A 14,080-nucleotide genomic window follows, 5' to 3' on the forward strand; every position below is an offset into this window, starting at 1 on the left:
CGCGCCGGGGCCGCGCTCTGCGCGTGAGCCGCGGCCAGTCAGGTCACCGAGGCACGCCGGGCGCCGTGATCCACGCACGAGGCCCCGCCTGAGGAGGCTGGCACCGTCCTGCCGCGCCGGGGCCGCGCTCTGCGCGTGAGCCGCGGCCAGTCAGGTCACCGAGGCACGCCGGGCGCCGTGATCCACGCACGAGGCCGCGCCTGAGGAGCCTGGCACCGTCCTGCCGCGCCGGATGCCGTGGTCTGCGCAGGAGCGCCGTCTGTGAGGCCCAGCGCGGATCCGGCGTGCCAAGCGGCGCTGTCGGGCGGGGGCTGCCGCCTGACCAGTTCGGTCCGGCACCGATCTGCCGCCCGGGGGCCACGGTCTGGGTGCGAGCCGGCGCCTGGGAAGCCCAGCGTCGCCCCACCGTGCCAAGCGGCGCTGTCGGGCGGGAGCCGCCGCTTGCCCAGCCCGGTCCGGCACCGATCGCCGCGCCGGGCGCGTTGTATGCGTGCGAGCCGCCGCGTGACCAGTCTGGTCCGGCACCGGCCGCCGGGGGCGTTGTATGCGTGCGAGCCGCCGCGTGACCAGTCTGGTCCGGCATCGACCGCCGGGGGCACCGGTCTACGTGCGAGCCGCCGCGTGACCAGTCTGGTCCGGCACCGGCCGCCGGGGGTACCGGTCTGCGTGCGAGCCGCCGCGTGACAAGTCCGGTCCGGCACCGATCGACCGCCGGGGGCAACGCTCTGCGTGTGAGCCGCCGCCGGACCAGCCCCGCACCGGCCCGGCGGTACCCTGGTGCCCGGCCGTGATCTCCCGTTGGGCAGGGCCGAACAGGAGACGTACGAGCATGAGAGCCCCGGAAGCCCAGAGCGTCCACGTCCGCCCCGGCCCACCGCGGCGGTCCGAGTGGCGTGCACAGGCACCCGTCGTCGCCGTGGTCGCGCTCGGCGGCGCCCTGGGCGCGTCGGCCCGCTACGCGCTCGCCCTCGCCTGGCCGACGCCACCCGGCGGCTTCCCCTGGGCGACCTTCTCGACGAACGTCATCGGCTGCGCGGTGATCGGCGTGTTCATGGTGCTCATCACCGACGTGTGGGCCGCCCACCGCCTCGCCCGGCCCTTCTTCGGCACCGGCGTCCTCGGCGGTTTCACCACCTTCTCCACCTACGCCGTCGACATCCGCAAGCTGGTCGACGCCGGCCGTCCCGGAGCGGGGCTCGCCTATCTCGCCACGACGCTGCTCGCGGCCCTCGCGGCGGTGTGGCTCGGCTCGGCCGCCGCCCGCCGGGTGCTGATCAGGAGACAGCGATGACGTCACTCACGGGCCGCGCCCTCCGGCTGACCGTCTACGTCGGCGAGGACGACACCTGGCACCACAAGCCCCTCTACTCCGAGATCGTGCGCCGGGCGCACGCCGCCGGACTCGCCGGGGCCAGCGTCTTCCGGGGCATCGAGGGCTTCGGCGCCTCCTCCCGCATCCACACCTCCCGCCTGCTGTCCCTGAGCGAGGACCTGCCGGCGGCGGTGATCGTCGTGGACACCGAGGAGCGGGTCCGGGCGTTCCTGCCGCAGCTGGACGAACTGGTCGGCGAGGGTCTCGTGACCCTGGAGGAGTGCGAGGTCGTCCGGTACGTGGACCGTACGCCCGGCCCGGACGCAGCGGACCCGAAGGGTAAGAAGTCGTTGTGAACTGGCTGCTGGTCATCGCGGGGGCCACGATCGGCGCGCCCCTGCGCCATCTCACCGACCGTGCCGTGCAGGCCCGCCACGACTCGCTCTTCCCCTGGGGCACCTTCGTGGTGAACGTCACCGGTTGCCTGGTCCTCGGGCTGCTCACGGGCGCGGCCTCCGCGGGAGCAGCCGGGACGCATCTGCAGCTGCTGCTGGGCACCGGGCTGTGCGGGGCGCTGACGACGTACTCGACCTTCTCCTACGAGACCCTGCGGCTGACCGAGGCCGGCTCCGGCCTCTACGCTGCCGTCAACGTCGTCGCGAGCGTGGTGGCGGGGCTCGCCGCGGCCTTCGCCGGTGTCTCGCTCGCCGGCGCCCTGTGGGCTTAGGCGCTTGCCGTACGGCCGGACACAGTAGGTACTGTCTACAACACTGTCGACCAACTCACTCTCGTCAGAACTGGATCCCATGAGCGCCATCTCCGTCGGTCAGGCCGTCGTCCTCGGGGTAGTCGAGGGGGTGACCGAGTTCCTCCCGGTGTCCTCCACCGGCCACCTGAAGATCGTCGAGGGGCTCATGGACATCCCTGTCGACGACAAGTCCGTCGTCGGGTTCTCCGCCGTCATCCAGGTCGGCGCCATCGCCGCCGTGCTCGTGTACTTCTTCAAGGACATCAAGCGGATCGTCTCCGCCTGGGGCCGCGGTCTGACCAATCGCGAGGAGCGCTACCACCACGACTACAAGTTCGCGTGGTGGGTGATCGCCGCGACCGTTCCGATCGTCGCGGTGGGCCTGGCGGCCAAGCCGTTGATCGACGGTCCGCTCGCTTCTCTCTGGGTGGTCGCCGGTTCGCTGATCGCCGGCTCGGGCGTGATGTGGGCCGCCGACCAGATGGGCCGCCACAAGCGCGGTGAGGACGACACGTCGTTCAAGGACGCGATGTGGGTCGGCTGCTCGCAGATCCTCGCCCTGCTCTTCCCCGGCTTCTCCCGCTCCGGCGCCACCATGTCCACCGCGCTCATCCTCGACCTGGACCGCGTCGCCGCCACCCGTCTCTCCTTCTTCCTCGGCATCCCGGCCCTGACCGGCGCCGGCCTCTACGAGCTGAAGGACGCCCTCGGTGCGGGCGTCGGCGCGGCCCCCCTGGCCGTCGGCACGATCGTGTCCTTCGTGGTCGCGTACGCCTCCATCGCCTGGCTGCTCAAGTTCGTCGCCAAGCACTCCTTCAACGCCTTCGTGATCTACCGCGTCGTCATCGGCGCCGCGCTCCTCGGCCTGCTCGCCACGGGCACGCTCAGCAGCTGAACGACGCGCTGGTCACCCATGGGGTGTGGATGCCTGTATTCAGGCGTCCACACCCCATGAACGTTTCCGGCGCGCCTTGACAGTTCCCGCCCGCAACCCGCAGGATCGCACCCGTGAACCTGTCAGACAGCCAGACAGGTGGTCTCGGTCCGCGGCGTGTGAGTGCCATGGAAGCGGTCCTCGCCCACCTCCGCGGCGCCATCGAGCGCGGCCGGTACGCCATCGGCGACAAGCTCCCCTCCGAAGCCGAGCTGTGCCGGACCCTCGAGGTGTCCCGGCCCGTGCTGCGCGAGGCGCTGCGCGCGCTGCAGACGATGGGCCTGACGGTCTCGCGGACCGGCAAGGGCACCTTCGTCGTCGCGAACGCCGTCGAGGACCCCACCTTCGGCGACTACGCGGCCAGCGACCTGCTCGAGGTGCGCCGCCACATCGAGATACCAGTCGCCGGTTACGCGGCCGTGCGCCGTACTCCGGAGAACCTCGACCACCTGGCCCACCTGCTGGACCGCATGGAGCGGGAGACGGACACCACCGCATGGGTCGCGATGGACACCCTCTTCCACCTCGCCGTCGCCGAGGCCGCCCAGAACCCGGTGTTCCGCCGGGTCATCGAGGAGATCCGTGACGCACTGGCGCGTCAGTCGGCCTTCCTCAACGAGCTGGGCGGGCGCCGCGAGCAGTCCAACCGCGAGCACCGGGCGATCGTAGAGGCGTTGGTCGACGGCTGCGAGCACGACGCCGTGGAGGCCATGAGCCACCACCTGGACCGCGTCGAGACGACGCTCACCGACATCGTGCGCCCCGCGCGTACGGCCCCCACGGAAGACGCACCCGAAGCGTGAGCGAGCAGCACCTCAGAGTCGGGACGCGTCCCTCGCCCGGCCATGTCGACGGTGGGGACGCGGGCTGCAGCAGGGGCTTGCAGATCGTCCTCGACTTCGCGGCGATCGGCATTCCCGCGACCTGGGGCATGATCATGCTCCGCCCCCTGCTCCTCTGGCGGAAGGCCCAGAAGGGCGAGCCGACCCGGCCGTCGTACCGGCTGCCGGGCTCGACCTGGACCGAAGTGCCGACGCCGGCGTGCCTCGTCGCCGTCCCGGTCCTCATGTACGCCGACGGCGGCGCCGGACGCACCACCGTGCTCTGTCCGCCGTTGATCGTCGCAGCGCTGGTCGCGGGCCGGTACGGCATCCGCGGCCGGACAGCGCGCACGTCCACCGGTGCCGACGCGTGACCCGCGTACCGGCCGAACCCGACCCCATGATGCAGGCAGTGATGTACAGCAGCTTCCTCACCGACGCGCCCGTCGTCCGCGAACCCCTTCACACTCCCGTCGCCCACCTCGTCCGCGGCGGGGTCGTCGAGGGCATCCACTACGGCTCGGTCGTCGTCCTCGGCGCCGACGGCGAGGTGCGGTTCCAGCTCGGCGACATCGAGGCCGCCTTCTACCCCCGCTCGGCCCTCAAGCCGGTCCAGGCCGTGGCCATGCTGCGGGCCGGACTGCCCCTCGACGGCGAACTGCTCTCGCTGGCCGCGGCGAGCCACTCCGGCGAGGAGCGCCACCTCGCCGGCACCCGGCGCATCCTCGAACTGGCCGGGCTCACCGAGGACGACCTGCGCAACGTCCCCGACCTGCCCTTCGACCCGGTCGTCCGGGACGCCTGGGTCCGTGAGGGCCGGCTGCCCTCCCGGCTCGCCCAGAACTGCTCCGGCAAGCACGCGGCCATGCTCTGGACCGCCAAGCTCAACGGCTGGTCCCTGGCGGAGTACCTCGACCCGGCGCACCCGCTCCAGCAGGCCATCGCCGAGATCGTCGAGGACCTGACCGGCCAGCGCGTCGCCCGGGTCACCGTCGACGGCTGCGGCGCCCCGCTGTTCTCCATCTCCCTGCACGGCCTCGCCCGCGCCCTTTCCCGGATCACCTCGGCCGCGCCCGGCACGCCCGAGGCCCGGGTCGCCGACGCGATGCGCGAGCACGCCGAGATGGCCTCCGGCTCCGGCCGTGACGTCGCCGCCCTGATGCGCGCCGTGCCCGGGCTGCTCGCCAAGGACGGCTTCGAGGGTGTCCAGGTGGCCGCGCTGCCCGACGGCCGCGCCATCGCCGTCAAGATCGCCGACGGCGCGAACCGGGCGCGTATCCCGGTCGCGGCGGCGGCCCTCGCCCGCGCCGGCGTCGACCCGGAGCTGCTCACCGGGTTCGCGGGGGAGCCGCTGCTCGGGGGCGGGGAGCCGGTGGGATGCGTGCGGCCCGCGCGTGCGCTGGACCCGGTTCCCCTCACCGCCTGCGTGTAGTGCGCCGCTGAATCGCCGACCGTTCGGGGCCTGCGGGCCGTCACCGGCCCGCGGGCCGTCCGTGGCCGGTCGCGCAGTTCCCCGCACGCCTTTTCGGTGCGCTGACCCGCACCCCCTCAGAAAGAGGACCTGAACCCTCATGACCGCCGCCACCCGTAGCGAACACGACCTGCTCGGCGACCGCGACGTACCCGCCGACGCGTACTGGGGCATCCACACCCTGCGCGCGACGGAGAACTTCCCCATCACCGGCACCCCGATCTCGGTCTACCCGCACCTGATCGACGCCCTGGCCGCCGTCAAGGAGGCCGCCGCCCTCGCCAACGAGGAACTCGGCCTGCTGGAGCCGCAGAAGGCCGCCGCGATCGTCGCCGCGTGCCGGGAGATCCGCGCGGGCAAGCTGCACGAACAGTTTGTCGTGGACGTCATCCAGGGCGGTGCCGGCACGTCCACCAACATGAACGCCAACGAGGTCGTGGCGAACCGCGCGCTGGAACTGCTCGGCCATGCCAGGGGTCGGTACGCGCACCTGCACCCCAACGAGGACGTCAACCTCGGCCAGTCCACCAACGACGTCTACCCGACCGCCGTCAAGATCGCGACGGTGTTCGCGGTGCGTGGACTGCTCAAGGCGATGGCCGTGCTGCAGGATGCCTTCGCCGGTAAGGCCGTCGAGTTCCGTGACGTGCTCAAGATGGGCCGTACACAGTTGCAGGACGCGGTGCCGATGACGCTCGGCCAGGAGTTCTCCGCGTTCGCCGTCATGATCGAGGAGGACCGCAGCCGTCTTGCCGAGGCCGTCGAGTTGATCCATGAGATCAACCTGGGCGCCACGGCCATCGGCACCGGCCTCAACGCCCCCGCCGGATACGCCGAGGCGGCCCGCCGGCACCTCTCCGCCATCACCGGCCTGCCCCTGGTCACCGCCGCCAACCTGGTCGAGGCCACCCAGGACTGCGGTGCCTTCGTGCAGGTGTCCGGCGTGCTCAAGCGGATCGCGGTCAAGCTCTCCAAGAGCTGCAACGACCTGAGGCTGCTGTCCTCCGGGCCGCGCGCGGGCCTCGGCGAGATCAACCTGCCACCGGTGCAGGCCGGTTCGTCGATCATGCCGGGCAAGGTCAACCCGGTGATCCCCGAGGTGGTCAACCAGGTCGCCTTCGAGGTCATCGGCAACGACGTCGCCATCACCATGGCCGCCGAGGCCGGACAGCTCCAGCTCAACGCCTTCGAGCCGATCATCCTGCACTCCCTGTCGGAGTCCATCACGCACCTGAAGAGCGCCTGCGGCACGCTGGCCGAGCGCTGCGTGTCCGGCATCACCGCCAACACCGAGCGACTGCGGGCGACCGTGGAGAACTCCATCGGCCTCGTCACCGCCCTGAACCCGCACATCGGCTACACGGCGGCCACCGAGATCGCCAAGGAAGCCCTCGTCACGGGCCGCGGAGTGGCCGAACTGGTCCTGGAGAAGGGGCTGTTGCCAGCCGGGAGGCTGGCCGACCTGCTGCGCCCCGAAATCGTCGCGGGCAGCGGGGCACCGGCCGCCTGACCCGCGGCAACGCGAGCAGGCAGCGAGCGCGGGCGACGCGAGCACGATGACGCTCCAGGACCGGCCCGGAGGCACAATGGTGATCATGACAACGACGTCGTCCCGCACCTTCCTGCCGGTCCTGGAGCGCATCGCCGAGGAGATCAGCCGTACGCCCGGACGCGGCCGCCCCGCCGACTACATCCCGGCCCTCGCGGCCTGCGATCCGCGCAGCTTCGGCATGGCCGTCGCGGAGCTGGACGGCACGGTGTACGGGGTGGGGGACTGGCGGCAGCCGTTCTCGGCGCAGTCCATCACCAAGGTGTTCACCCTCGCCCTGGACCTGGCCCGGGAGGGCGATGAACTGTGGGAGCACGTCGGCCGCGAGCCCTCCGGCAACGCGTTCAACTCCCTGGTGCAGCTGGAGTACGAGAACGGCATCCCGCGCAATCCCTTCATCAACGCGGGGGCGCTCGTCGTCACCGACCGTCTGCAGACCCGTACCGGTGACGCGGCCGGCGAGCTGCTCGCCTTCCTGCGCGCGGAGAGCGGCAACCCCGCCCTGGACTTCGACATGGAGGTCGCCGTCTCCGAGACGGCGCACGGTGACCGCAACGCGGCGCTCGCCCACTTCATGGCGTCCTACGGCAACATCGACAATGAGGTGCCGGCCCTGCTCGACCAGTACTTCCGGCAGTGCTCCGTCGCCGCCTCCTGCGCCGATCTGGCTCTCGCCACCGGCTTCCTCGCCCGGCACGGCATCCGCGCCGACGGCTCCCGGCTGCTCACCCGAAGCCAGGCCAAGCAGGTCAACGCGGTCATGCTGACCTGCGGCACGTACGACGCGGCCGGGAACTTCGCCTACCGGGTGGGCCTTCCCGGCAAGAGCGGGGTCGGCGGCGGGATCATCGCCGTCGTGCCGGGGCGGTGCACGCTGTGCGTGTGGAGCCCGGGCCTGGACGAGCGCGGCAACTCGGTGGCCGGTGTGGCGGCCCTGGACCGGTTCACGACGCTCACCGGGCTGTCGGTGTTCTGACCGCTCGGTCCAGGAACTCGTGCGGCGGCAGCACGGCCGTACACCGCATGAGCGCCCTGTCCGTGGTCGCGGGCGGCACCGCCGGGCGGGCGTCCGGCTGGAGCTGCCGCATCTCGGTCGGGTGCTCGACACGCACGAGGTCCTCCCCGCCGACGATCATCGGTGTCGACGCCCGCGGAGAGCGCAGGTCGTCGGCGCGGGAGCAGCTGCTCGGCACCGTGACCGCATGCGTGGCCCTCAGGGTGGTGGCACTGCCCCGGCTCGCCCGGCACAGCGGCACGGACCCGGCCGCCGCCTGTGGGCGCCGCGGTCCTGCTGTCCCTGTGCGTCTGGGCGTGGCGGATCCGCCGGGCGGTCGCGGCCGGTGACCGCCCGGCGGCCTTCGCACCCACCGGCCCGGCGGTCTGCCCGGTCGGCCCCGGCACCCGGGTGCACCGCCTGGCCCGGGTGCTGCCGTCCTTCGCGGTGCTCGTGCGCGCCGGGCACCCGTGGATCGCGGCCATCCGGTACGCGGTGCGGTGCGTCGGCGTGATGTGGCTGGGGTCCGACGACGCCTCGGCCCGCGACGGCTTCCTCGGGAGGAACGCCCACACCTGGATCACACTGGCCGTGCTGTTCGGCCTGCCGACCGGTCAGCCGCGTGCGCTCCGGCCGCCCTTGGCCCGCAGCCTCAGCGCCACCGCCCCCGCGCCGAGCCCCGAGAGTCCGGCGACGACGGCGGTGCCGGACCAGCCCGAGTCGTCGTCCGGCGACCCCGACGCGGCCGCCGCCACCGGGACGGCCGTCGCCGACGGGGACTTCGCGCGCAACCCGTCCAGCGAGCCGACCGGATCCACCCGCCCGGCCGCCGCGAAACCCCAGTCGAGCAGCCCGCGGGCCTCCTCGTACACGGTGAACCCGCCGCCCGCCTGAGGGTTCATCACGGTCACCACGAGCGTGCGCCCGCCCCGGCGGGCCGCGGCCACGAGCGTGTTGCCCGCGTTGCTGGTGTAGCCGTTCTTGACGCCGATCAGCCCCGGGTACGGCGCCACGCCGTCCTCACCGGTCAGCAGCCGGTTGGTGTTCTCGATCGCGTACGGCGACCCGTCACCGGGGAAGCTGGCCTCCGCGGTGCCGCAGTACCGGGCGAAGTCGGGGTTGTGCAGCCCCGCCCGGCCGAAGACCGCCAGGTCGTAGGCGGAGGAGACCTGGCCGGGCATGTCGTAGCCGTCGGGGGAGACGACATGGGTGTCCAGGGCACCGAGCGAGCGGGCCTTCACCTGCATCCGCTCGACCGTGGCCTGCCAGCCGCCGCCCATCGAGGCGAGCACGTGCACGGCGTCGTTCCCGGAGCTGAGGAACACCCCGCGCCACAGGTCGGCCACCTGGTAGGTGTGGCCCTCCTCGACGCCGACCAGGCTGCTGCCCTCGCCGACGTCCTCCAGCTCCTCGTAGCGCACGGTGTGCTGCCGCCCGCCGGGCAGCTCAGGCAGGACGGTGAGGGCGAACAAGGTCTTCAGGGTGCTCGCGGGCGGCAGCTTGCGGTGCGCCTCGCTCGCGGCCAGCACCTCCCCGCTGTCGGCGTCGGCCACCAGCCAGGACAGCGCCGAGACGTCCGGCACCTCGGGCGCGCCCCGGTGCGGCCGGACCTGTGTGCCCTCGCGGTAGAGCAGGGACGGCCCGGGCATCGCCGCCCGGGGCGGCGGCGCGGGGTCCCCGGCACGGGGCCTGGCGGCTGCCGTGGCCGGTGTGAGCGCCAGGACGCCCGCCACGCACAGGGCACAGGCCGACACAGCCGCCCGATAAGCAAGTCCGGTGATCATATGATTCAACGTACGAACGGGAGTCCCCTCATGCCGCGTCGGCCGGGCCGTTCGGCCCAAGCGAGCAACCCGGATGCCACACCCGGACGTCCTGGGGCCGATGGTCAGCCCGTCGGCAGGGTGGGCCGGATCCGCCGCAGGAACGTGGCGTTGTCGGGGGTGTCGCGCAGCCGCTGCAGGAGGGTGTCCAGGCCGTTCGGCGCGCCCTCCCGGGACCGCAGGGCACGGCGCAGGCCCTGTACGGCCGTCAACTCGGCCGGGGTGAGGAGGAGTTCCTCGCGGCGGGTGCCGGTGGTGTCGATGTCCACGGCGGGGAAGACGCGACGGGCGGCGAGTTCCCGGTCCAGGCGGAACTCCATGTTGCCTGTGCTCTTCAGCTCCTCGAAGAAGTAGCCGTCGGCACGCGAGCCGGTGTCCACCAGGGCGCTGGCGAGGATGGTGAGCGAGCCGCCCTCCTCGGCCTGCCGGGCGGCACCGAAGAACCGCTTGGGCCCGAGCAGCGCGCCCGCGTCGACGCCGCCGCTCAGGGTGCGGCCGCCGGCGGCGGAGGCGTTGTTGTGCGCCCGGCACAGCCGGGTCAGCGAGTCCAGCAGGACGACGACGTCCTCGCCGGCCTCCACCCTGCGCTTCGCCCGCTCGACGACGAGTTCGGCGAGCGCGATGTGCTCCTTGGCCGGCCGGTCGAAGGTGGAGGCGTACACCTCGCCCCGCACCGAGCGGCGCATCTCGGTGACCTCCTCGGGCCGCTCGTCCAGCAAGAGGACCATCAGGCGGCATTCGGGGTGGTTGCCGGCCACGGCGGCGGCGAGCTGCTGGAGCAGTACGGTCTTGCCGCTCTTGGGCGGGGCCACGATGAGGCCGCGCTGGCCCTTGCCGACCGGCGCGAGGAGATCGGTGACGCGGCCGGCGAGTCCGGACGCGGGGTGTTCGAGGCGGATGCGCTCGTGCGGGTGGAGCGGGGTGAGGTCGCGGAAGTGCCGGCGCGTGCGGAGGTCCGCGGGGGCGCGGCCGTCGACGCGTGCCACCTCGGTCAGGGCGCGCTGGGCGCCCGGCACGCCCTCGACCAGGTCGCCCTTGCGCAGTCCGTACCGGCGGATCAGCGCCGCGGGGACCTGCGGGTCGGTGGGGGAGGGCAGCAGGCTCGCGGCCCTCAGGTGCCCCTTCCCGTGCGCGTCGAGGTCGAGCACGCCGGTGACGAGCCGGGCGGCCGGGGCATGCTGGGCCGCGACAGGGTGTTCGAGTGTGGTGGTCATGGGTGGTTGTCCTTTCACGGACGGCGGAGAGAGCAGAAGGGGGAAGAGGCCGCGAGCGGGAGGCATGAACACTGCCTCCGGGCGGCGGAAACGGCACCTCGGGCACGGCACGGAAGGCCTGATCACGAGGTGGTGCAGAGAAGCTGACGCGCCGGGAGCCGGAAAGTCCGGAGAACGACGAGCGCATCAGCGTGGAGAGGGAACCGCACCGGCGCCGATGAACGGCGTACACGAGTGCTGACAGAACGGTACCACGCGTTGGGGAGCTGTGTCCGTCACCCCGTCAACAAGTCGCCGGATCGGCCTGTTCCCCGGGCGCCAGGCGAGGGAGGCAGACCCAAACGCGCACTGATCGCCGTTCCCGACGCCCCAGCCCGGCTACGGCTCGGAAAGCCCCGGATCCCGTGCCCGGCCCCGGCCAGGCCCTCGTGGGCAACGCCGACGACCTGTGCTTTCACGCAACAGGCGACACCGGGCAAGGCCATCGACTGCGACGCGGCGGGCGTGGCCGCGGACACCGCGGCGGCACCGGTCGGCCGACGCGGCCCCTGGGAAGAGGCCGCCGACATCCCCGAGCGATTTCACAACGCCGCGTCGGACGATGGGCTGAGTGCCCGAGGCCTTCACAACCACGTGCCGGACGACCGAGCCCGCGGCCGACCTGCGACGCCGCGTCGGACGATCCGGAGAGTCCCCGAGTGACCCTCAACGTCACGCCGGAGCGCGGGGTGTGTGCATGGCCGGCCCCCAACAGCACGCCGGAGCGCGGGTGTGTGCATGGCCGACTCCCAACATCATGCCGGAGCGGGGGGTATGTGCATGGCCGGCTCGCAATACCGCGCCGGAATCGCCCGGATGAACCTACGATCGGTCCACCTTGTCATGAGAACGTCAGGAGACCTTGGTGGAGACCTCGCCGGCTCGTACGCCACACCGCTTGGACCCCGCCGGTGGCTGTCCGCACGCCGTCAACGCCGGGCTGTTGTCCCGTGGTGCCGTGGCCCCGGTGGAGTTGCCCGGCGGGATCGCGGGCATGGCCGTCCTCGGGCATGCGGCGCTGAAGGGGTTCCTGCAGCATCCCGACGTCGCCAAGAACGCGCACCACTTCACGGACCTGCGCGAGGGGCGGATCGCCGAGGGCTGGCCGCTGCTGACCTTCGCGACCGTCCAGGGCATGACCACCGCGGACGGTGACGATCACCGGCGGCTGCGGTCGCTGGTCGGCGGTGCCTTCACACCAGGACGCGTCGAAGAACTGCGGCCGCGCGTCGAAGAGCTGACCGCGCAACTGCTCGACGGCCTGGAGCGGGCCGCCACCGCGGGCGACGGCGTCGCCGACCTGCGGCGGCACTTCGCCCTGACCCTTCCGATGGGGGTCATCAGCGAACTCCTGGGTGTGGAAGCCGAGTTCCGCGACCGGCTGCACCACCTCAGCAGCCAGGTCGTGGCCACGGACACCGAACCCGCCGAGGTCATCGCCGCCAACCGGGAACTGGCCGCCGTCCTGGGTGAGATCGCCGCCGCGAAGGCGGCACACCCGGCGGACGACCTCACCAGCGCGCTCATCGCCGCCCGGGACGAGGGCGGCGACCGGCTCAGCCACCAGGAGCTGATCGGCACTCTCGTCCTGATGATCATCGCTGGGCACGAGACCACGCTCAACCTGATCACCAACGCCGTCCGCGCCCTGTGCGCCCACCCCGGCCAGTTGGACCTGGTGCGTGCGGGCGAGGCGAGCTGGGCCGACGTGGTGGAGGAGACCCTGCGCTGGGACGCGCCGGTCAGCTACTTCCCGTTCCGCTACCCGGTGCGGGACCTCACCGTCGACGGCACGCTCGTACCGGCCGGCACCCCCGTGCTCGCCGGCTACTCCGCCGCCGGCCGCGACCCGGCCGCGCACGGTCCCGACGCCGGCCTCTTCGACGTCACCCGCCCGACCCGCTCGGACGCGGTACGCCACCTCTCCCTCGGGCATGGCGCCCACTACTGCCTGGGCGCCCCGCTGGCCCGGCTGGAGGCCACGGTCGCGCTGGAGCGCCTGTTCACCCGCTTCCCCGCGCTCCAACTCGCCGTACCGTCAGAGGAACTGGCGCCGCACGCCGGGTTCGTCGGCAACAGCGTGCGGAGCCTGCCGGTCCGGCTCACACCCCTCGGGTCCTGATTCTCCCCCTCGCTTTCGTGACCGCTGTGTCAGGGAACCGCACCAGATGTCCCCAGACCATAACGATCTCCAACGTCGGGGTACTTGACTGCCGACCGTCCACTATGTTCAGGGCATGTCCACGCCACCGCAGTCCCCGCAGCCGGCCGACCAGCCGCACCAGCAGCCCGCGCAGCAGCCGGGCGTCCCGCCGCAGCCTACGGCCTACCCTTACCCGAATCCGCAGTCTCCCCCGCCGGGGAACTTCTACGCGCAGCCCACCCTGGTCGGCCAGCCCGCCGCCCAGCCGCTGCCGGGACAGCCGCTGCCGGGACAGCCGGGACAGCCGCAGCCGGGGAATCCCTACGCCCAGGCACCGCAGTACGGCCCCGTGCCCGTACCTCCGGGCGCCGGCGGCGGCGGGGCCGGGAAAGCGGTGTTGTGGGCCGTCGTCGGCGCGGTCGTGGCGTCCGCCGCGTGGGCGGGCGGTGTCTTCCTGATCGGCGGCAAGGGTGACAGCGCGGACCTGCGCGGCTACTCGGCGCCCGCCAACATGTGCTCCAGCGCCGACTACTCGTCCTTCAAGGACGAATACACCCAGGACGACTCCTCACCGAGCCGGACCTCTCTCAAGGACAAGGCGCTGGACGAGAGTTACTGCAGCCTGAGCCTGAAGAAGTCCGGTTCCACGTATGCCGACGCCTATCTCTCCATGCAGCTGGACCTGCACAAGAAGACCGACCCCGGGCCCGAGTTCACCGCCACCTGGAAGAACTACGGTGACAGCCACAAGGACTATGACGTGGACCCGGTCAAGGGCATCGGCGACGAGGCCTATCTGGTCAGCCAGGACACCACCGGCGGTTCCTCCAGCGGCTCCCGGTACGCCACGCTCGCCGTCCGCGACGGCTGGGTGACGTACACGATGAGCTACAGCGCCTACCTCAGCTCGTACGACAAGGACAAGAACCCGCCAGCGCTCACCGATGTGTCGGACTGGCTGAAGACGGATGCCAAGGCCACGCTGGGGCAGCTCAAGGACTGACGCTCACCCTGTGTCCAGCGAGCCGGTGG

The 14,080-nt window shown here is 72.2% G+C and carries 13 protein-coding genes and 1 pseudogene; 12 read left to right on the forward strand and 2 right to left on the reverse strand.

Annotated elements, in window-relative coordinates:
* Positions 1-829: 829 nt before the first annotated feature.
* The 10 genes and pseudogenes from crcB (AC07C1_RS02180) to AC07C1_RS02225 all read left to right on the forward strand — a co-directional run bounded on the left by crcB (AC07C1_RS02180) (position 830) and on the right by AC07C1_RS02225 (position 8,179).
* Entirely contained in the window at positions 830-1,291 is a 462-nt protein-coding gene (crcB, locus tag AC07C1_RS02180; RefSeq protein WP_478936303.1) for a fluoride efflux transporter CrcB, read from the forward strand.
* Positions 1,288-1,668, forward strand: coding sequence for a DUF190 domain-containing protein (locus tag AC07C1_RS02185; protein ID WP_478936305.1), 381 nt, complete (start codon positions 1,288-1,290; stop codon positions 1,666-1,668). The genes crcB (AC07C1_RS02180) and AC07C1_RS02185 overlap by 4 nt, the downstream gene beginning before the upstream one ends.
* Positions 1,665-2,039 carry a fluoride efflux transporter CrcB gene (crcB, locus tag AC07C1_RS02190; protein WP_478936306.1) on the forward strand — a complete coding sequence of 125 codons (375 nt, stop codon included), beginning with the start codon at positions 1,665-1,667 and terminating at the stop codon, positions 2,037-2,039. The genes AC07C1_RS02185 and crcB (AC07C1_RS02190) overlap by 4 nt, the downstream gene beginning before the upstream one ends.
* 79 nt (positions 2,040-2,118) lie before the next feature.
* Positions 2,119-2,955 (forward strand): undecaprenyl-diphosphate phosphatase, encoded by an 837-nt coding sequence (locus tag AC07C1_RS02195; RefSeq protein ID WP_478936307.1) that lies wholly within the window; start codon positions 2,119-2,121, stop codon positions 2,953-2,955.
* Between the two features lie 167 nt (positions 2,956-3,122).
* Positions 3,123-3,797, forward strand: coding sequence for a FadR/GntR family transcriptional regulator (locus AC07C1_RS02200; protein WP_478936578.1), 675 nt, complete (start codon positions 3,123-3,125; stop codon positions 3,795-3,797).
* Between the two features lie 80 nt (positions 3,798-3,877).
* Positions 3,878-4,189 (forward strand): annotated as a pseudogene (locus tag AC07C1_RS02205) (amino acid permease); the annotation flags it as partial.
* A gap of 41 nt (positions 4,190-4,230) precedes the next feature.
* Entirely contained in the window at positions 4,231-5,247 is a 1,017-nt protein-coding gene (locus AC07C1_RS02210; RefSeq protein WP_478936579.1) for an asparaginase, read from the forward strand.
* Positions 5,248-5,386: 139 nt separating this feature from the next.
* A complete protein-coding gene (gene aspA, locus AC07C1_RS02215; protein WP_478936309.1) occupies positions 5,387-6,796 on the forward strand; it encodes an aspartate ammonia-lyase in 1,410 nt (469 codons plus the stop codon).
* 76 nt (positions 6,797-6,872) lie between these two features.
* On the forward strand, positions 6,873-7,811 hold the full coding sequence (locus tag AC07C1_RS02220) for a glutaminase (RefSeq protein ID WP_478936310.1): 939 nt from the start codon (positions 6,873-6,875) through the stop codon (positions 7,809-7,811).
* Positions 7,812-7,858: 47 nt separating this feature from the next.
* Entirely contained in the window at positions 7,859-8,179 is a 321-nt protein-coding gene (locus AC07C1_RS02225; RefSeq protein ID WP_478936311.1) for a hypothetical protein, read from the forward strand.
* A gap of 264 nt (positions 8,180-8,443) precedes the next feature.
* On the opposite strand, the gene AC07C1_RS02230 is transcribed toward AC07C1_RS02225, so the two are convergent.
* A complete protein-coding gene (locus AC07C1_RS02230) occupies positions 8,444-9,613 on the reverse strand; it encodes a D-alanyl-D-alanine carboxypeptidase family protein (protein ID WP_478936313.1) in 1,170 nt (389 codons plus the stop codon).
* A gap of 104 nt (positions 9,614-9,717) precedes the next feature.
* A complete protein-coding gene (gene rho, locus AC07C1_RS02235; RefSeq protein ID WP_478936314.1) occupies positions 9,718-10,866 on the reverse strand; it encodes a transcription termination factor Rho in 1,149 nt (382 codons plus the stop codon).
* A 904-nt stretch (positions 10,867-11,770) separates the two neighbouring features.
* On the opposite strand from rho, the gene AC07C1_RS02240 reads away from it, so the two are divergent.
* Positions 11,771-13,027 carry a cytochrome P450 family protein gene (locus AC07C1_RS02240; protein WP_478936315.1) on the forward strand — a complete coding sequence of 419 codons (1,257 nt, stop codon included), beginning with the start codon at positions 11,771-11,773 and terminating at the stop codon, positions 13,025-13,027.
* A gap of 115 nt (positions 13,028-13,142) precedes the next feature.
* Complete coding sequence (locus AC07C1_RS02245) at positions 13,143-14,051, forward strand: hypothetical protein (RefSeq protein ID WP_478936317.1); 909 nt, start codon at positions 13,143-13,145, stop codon at positions 14,049-14,051.
* Positions 14,052-14,080 lie beyond the last annotated feature (29 nt).

Source organism: Streptomyces sp. NPDC045022 (assembly GCF_056432605.1).

Excerpts from the sequence above, each read along its gene's own strand:
- AC07C1_RS02230 (WP_478936313.1), bottom strand. The coding sequence starts at position 9,613 with ATGATCACCGGACTTGCTTATCGGGCGGCTGTGTCGGCCTGTGCCCTG.
- AC07C1_RS02220 (WP_478936310.1), top strand. The coding sequence starts at position 6,873 with ATGGTGATCATGACAACGACGTCGTCCCGCACCTTCCTGCCGGTCCTG.
- AC07C1_RS02225 (WP_478936311.1), top strand. The coding sequence starts at position 7,859 with ATGAGCGCCCTGTCCGTGGTCGCGGGCGGCACCGCCGGGCGGGCGTCC.
- crcB (WP_478936303.1), top strand. The coding sequence starts at position 830 with ATGAGAGCCCCGGAAGCCCAGAGCGTCCACGTCCGCCCCGGCCCACCG.
- rho (WP_478936314.1), bottom strand. The coding sequence starts at position 10,866 with ATGACCACCACACTCGAACACCCTGTCGCGGCCCAGCATGCCCCGGCC.
- AC07C1_RS02195 (WP_478936307.1), top strand. The coding sequence starts at position 2,119 with ATGAGCGCCATCTCCGTCGGTCAGGCCGTCGTCCTCGGGGTAGTCGAG.
- AC07C1_RS02210 (WP_478936579.1), top strand. The coding sequence starts at position 4,231 with ATGTACAGCAGCTTCCTCACCGACGCGCCCGTCGTCCGCGAACCCCTT.
- AC07C1_RS02185 (WP_478936305.1), top strand. The coding sequence starts at position 1,288 with ATGACGTCACTCACGGGCCGCGCCCTCCGGCTGACCGTCTACGTCGGC.
- aspA (WP_478936309.1), top strand. The coding sequence starts at position 5,387 with ATGACCGCCGCCACCCGTAGCGAACACGACCTGCTCGGCGACCGCGAC.
- AC07C1_RS02245 (WP_478936317.1), top strand. The coding sequence starts at position 13,143 with ATGTCCACGCCACCGCAGTCCCCGCAGCCGGCCGACCAGCCGCACCAG.
- AC07C1_RS02200 (WP_478936578.1), top strand. The coding sequence starts at position 3,123 with ATGGAAGCGGTCCTCGCCCACCTCCGCGGCGCCATCGAGCGCGGCCGG.